The following is a 4,374-nucleotide window of genomic DNA, read 5'->3' as shown; positions in this document are numbered from 1 at the left end:
CACCAGGGCCGCGGCGCCCACGGCCGCGGCTGGACCGACGCCGAGCGCGTTCAGCAGCGGCGGCAGGTGCGCCGACATCGCCGAGCCGATGGCCGCGAGCACCGCGAAGGCGCCGGCCATCAGCACCATCTTCGAGGTGTCGCCTGGCGCGGGCGCGTCACTGATCGGCGCGGCGTCTGCGGCGGGCGCCGGGCGCGGCGCCGGGGCGCGGGGCAGGCTGAGATGCAGGGGCAGGGCGACCATCAGGTTGAGCGCCGCCCAGACCAGGCAGGCGCCGCGCCAGCCGATCTCGTGCTCCAGCCAGGCGGTGAGGGGCCAGCCGATGGTGCTGGCGAACCCGGCGATCAGGGTCACGCCGGTGATGGACCGGCGCGCGTCGACCCCGAACCAGGACACCAGGCCGGCGAAGGCGATGTCGTACAGGCCCGCCGACATGCCCAGGCCGATGATCAGCCAGGAGGCGATCAAGGCCACCGGGGTCTCGGAGATCGCCAGGCCCACGAGGCCGGCGGCGAACAGCAGACTGGCGGCGGTCAGCGGCGGCCGTCCGCCCCTCTGGTCCACCAGCTTGCCGACGCGGGGGCCGGTCACCGCCTGCAGCAGCAATGCCGCGGAGAACGCCAGGAACACTCCAGTGGTCGACATCCCCACATCGGCGGCCATCGGCTTGGCCAGGGTCGCGGGCAGGTAGCTCGAACACGCATAGCCGATGGTCTGGGTCACCCCCAAGGTCAGCACCGCGCGGCGCGGGGTGAAGGTCATGGCTGGCGGCCGATAGGCAAGAGTGAGGGCTCCAACGCCAAAGGGCGTCGGAGGGGAGCTTAAGCAGAGTCGGACCCAGGTGTTTCCTCCTCACGCAAGGCGAGGAGGATGAAAGCCTTAGTGCCCTGGGCGCGGAATAGGGGTCTTCTGTTCCTTCACCTCCACCGCCCTCTGGTCCGGCGCGCGACCGTGCTGCGGCTTGGGCGCGGAGCGGGGCGCGCTGAAGTTAAGGTTGGGGTCTTGCTGATGGAAGCCTGTGGTCATGGCCGGTTCCTCCCGAAGCCCTAACGCTTAAGCCGCCTCCATCCGCGGGTCGGCGGGTCGCACATCTACGTGAATCGAAAGCTCGCTCTTGCCTGGATCCCCGAGAATCATGCCGCTGATCGGGGTGGCCCCCTCGGGGGTGCGGCTGACGGCGACCGGAATCAGGTCGGCGGACTCGGCCAGGCCATTGGTGGGGTCGAACTCCAGCCAGCCAAGACCGGGCAGGAAGACCTCGCACCAGGCATGTGTGGCGCCGGCCCCTCGAACGCTCGAGTGGCGGGGCGAATAGAGGTAACCGGTGACAAACCGGGCCGCATAGCCGAGCCGACGCAACGCCTCCACCATCAGCCAGGCGAAGTCACGGCAGGTTCCCGAGCCCATCGTCACCGTGAAGGCGGGCGTCTGGGTGCCCTCCTCGTCGCGCTGGCGGTAGTCGAAGTGCTGGTGGATGTAGCGGTTCAGCCGCTGCAGGAAGTCCAGCGCCGGCTCATAGGCTCCGCCGGCGTTGGCTCGCACCCAGTCCAGTAACATGCCGTTGGGGTCGTCGGTCGCAGGGTCGATGAAGGGGTCCAGGATCGTGCGGTCGCCACGGTCGTAGACGATCGGCATCGCGGTGTGGGGGTTGTCGATCTGCAGTGGCGCGAGCGGGGCTGGAAACCGTTCGATGGTAAGCTTGCTGACGATGGTGAGTTCCTGCGACCGCCCCTCCGGCGTCATGAGGCAGACGCAGTTCCCCAGCGCGTCATAGACCCACCGCTTGGAGGCCGGCAGGGACAGGCCCATCGAGGCCTCTACGACCCGCGTCGCATGGCTGTCGCGCGGCCGCAGCAGCAGCCGGTGAACGCCAAAGCCCACGGGCCGCTCATAGAGGTAGCGAGTCTCGTGACGGATGATCAGGCGCGCCATTGTGCGCGACGAACGGACAGCCGCGATGGAGGTTCCGGTTAGGGGGTGGTCGTTCCGCTCCCGGCGCCCTGGCCGCCGGTCGTGCCGACGCCCGCGCCCTGGGCGGCGGGGGAGGTCGCCTGCATGGGAGGCGGGGAGCCGTCGGCGGGGACAGCGCCGGTGACGCCGGCGTCCGGGGCCGTGGCCGCGCCGGTTCCGGCCACGGAGTCGGTGTCGGGCATTGCGGCGCCGGTGGCGTTGGGCTTGTCGCTGCAGGCGGACGCGGAGAGCGCCAGCGCCGAAACGGCCGCCAGGGTCATGATCAGTCGCATGGGAGTTCCTTTGGAATGGCTGACGCTGCAACGACCGACGCGCCTCGGCGTTCCGCCGGAGCTCTCACCCGGCTCCGGCCACGCTTGGCGCCCCACGCCCATGTGGTATGGACGCCGCTCCCACGGGCCCGCGCCCGATTGAATGCGACGTGCATGTCCGACAACGGCCCCGAGGTCGATCCGCCCAAGCCCGACGAGGCGCCGCCGCCGGAGCTGGCGCCGGGGGACGAGACGTCCCCGGAACAGTCGTCGGCGGCGCAGGCGCTTCCAGAGTCTGAATTCACTGACGAAGACGCTGAGTCCGCTGTTGCACCCGAACCGGAGTCCGAGCCTGAACCGGACGCTGAGCCGGAGCCGTATGTCACGCCGCAGCCTGAGCCGGAGCCGGAGCTGGTTCCGGATGTCGACCCCGACCCCGAGCCCGAGATCACGCCCCAGCCGGCGCCGGAACCTGAGGTCGGTCCCAGCCCTGTGACCGCCGTCGGCGACGGCGCCCCTCCGTTGTGGATGCGCCGCCCCTGGCAAATCGGCGCCGGGGTGGCGGCCCTGCTCCTCATCTTCATGGTCTGGCTGGTGGGCTCCCTGCCGCTGGGCCAGGCCTTGGAGCCGCTGGAAAATCCGACCCTGGTCCTGGTGGCCGCCGACGGCCGGCCCATCGCCAAGCGCGGCTCCTACAAGGAGGAGCCGGTCGAGGTCGCCAAGCTGCCGAAGTACGTCTCCGGCGCCTTCATCGCCATCGAGGACCGGCGCTTCTACAGCCACCTGGGCGTCGACCCCAAGGCCATCGCGCGCGCCATGAACGCCAACGCCCGGGCCGGCGGTGTGGCCGAGGGCGGCTCCACCATCACCCAGCAGCTGGCCAAGAACGCCTTCCTGTCGAGCCAGCGCACCCTGCGCCGCAAGGTCCAGGAAGCGATCATCGCCGTCTATCTGGAGGCCCGCCTCTCCAAGGACGAGATCCTGTCGCGCTACCTGTCCTCGGTCTATTTCGGCGACGGCGCCTTTGGCCTGCGGGCCGCCGCCCGGCACTATTTCGACAAGACGCCGGAGGCGCTTTCCATCGGCGAGGCGGCGATGCTGGCCGGCCTGGTCAAGGCCCCGTCACGCCTGGCGCCGACCGAGAACCTGGAAGGCGCGCGCGAGCGCATGCGGATCGTCCTGGGCGCCATGGCCGACACCGGCCTGATCACCAAGGCCCAAGCCCGCAGCGCCGCCCGCGGCGTGCGCCCCTATGGCGGCCGCAAGCCCATCCCCACCGGCTCCTACTTCGCCGACTGGGTCATCCCCCAGGCCAAGGCGGCGATGGAGGCGAGCTACGGCGAGACCGTGGTCAAGACCACCCTCGACACCAATCTCCAGGCCCAGGCCGAGAAGATCCTGGCCCGCGCCCTGGACCGTGACGGCAAGGCGCTGAACGCCGGCCAGGGGGCGCTTGTCGCCATGCGCACCGATGGCCGCGTCGTCGCCATGGTGGGCGGCCGCGACTACAAGGTCAGCCAGTTCAACCGCGCCGACGCCGCCCGCCAGCCGGGCTCTGCCTTCAAGCTCTTCGTCTACCTCGCCGCCCTGCGCGAGGGCTGGACCCCCACCAGCCCGATCCTCGACGCCCCGGTCGAGGTCTCCGGATGGAAGCCGAAGAACCATGAGGTGAAGTACGCCGGCCGCATGGTGCCGCTGATCACCGCCTTCGCCGGCTCCTCTAACGTGGCCGCCGTGCGCCTGGCCAAGGAGGTCGGCCGTGACGACATCGTTCGCACGGCGCGCGACCTGGGCGTCACCGAAACGATTCCCAACGACCTGACCCTGGCGCTCGGCACCGGTCCCATGAGCCTGGTCCAGCTCACCGCCGCCTATGCCGCCATCGACGCGGGCGAGGCCCCGGTGATCGCCCACGGCCTGGCCAGCTTCCGCAAGCCCGCCACCGTCCGCAAGCTCGGCAAGGCCGAACTGGCCGGGATGCGTGACCTGCTGCGATCGGCCACCCAGCGGGGCACCGGCATCGAGGCCGCCATGCCCGGCGCCTTCGGCAAGACCGGCACCACCCAGGATTACCGGGACGCCCTGTTCATCGGCTATGTCGGCGATCTCGTGGTCGGCGTCTGGGTTGGCAATGACAACAACGCCTCCATGA

At 70.4% G+C, this 4,374-nt stretch carries 4 protein-coding genes; 1 reads left to right on the top strand and 3 read right to left on the bottom strand.

The window, feature by feature from the left end; genetic code table 11:
* The 3 genes from RMO97_RS01200 to RMO97_RS01190 all read right to left on the bottom strand — a co-directional run.
* On the bottom strand, positions 1-762 hold a 762-nt coding region (locus RMO97_RS01200; protein WP_310538735.1), incomplete at its 3' end, for an MFS transporter.
* A gap of 291 nt (positions 763-1,053) precedes the next feature.
* Positions 1,054-1,932 (bottom strand): transglutaminase family protein, encoded by an 879-nt coding sequence (locus RMO97_RS01195; protein ID WP_310538734.1) that lies wholly within the window; start codon positions 1,930-1,932, stop codon positions 1,054-1,056.
* Between the two features lie 38 nt (positions 1,933-1,970).
* A complete protein-coding gene (locus RMO97_RS01190; protein WP_310538733.1) occupies positions 1,971-2,243 on the bottom strand; it encodes a hypothetical protein in 273 nt (90 codons plus the stop codon).
* A gap of 153 nt (positions 2,244-2,396) precedes the next feature.
* On the opposite strand from RMO97_RS01190, the gene RMO97_RS01185 reads away from it, so the two are divergent.
* The coding region (locus RMO97_RS01185) for a transglycosylase domain-containing protein (protein WP_310538732.1) at positions 2,397-4,374 on the top strand (1,978 nt) is incomplete at its 3' end.

It is taken from the genome of Phenylobacterium sp., assembly GCF_031425575.1.
Classification (GTDB): Bacteria; Pseudomonadota; Alphaproteobacteria; order Caulobacterales; family Caulobacteraceae; genus Phenylobacterium.
This window is presented reverse-complemented; position numbering and strand designations above follow the sequence as displayed.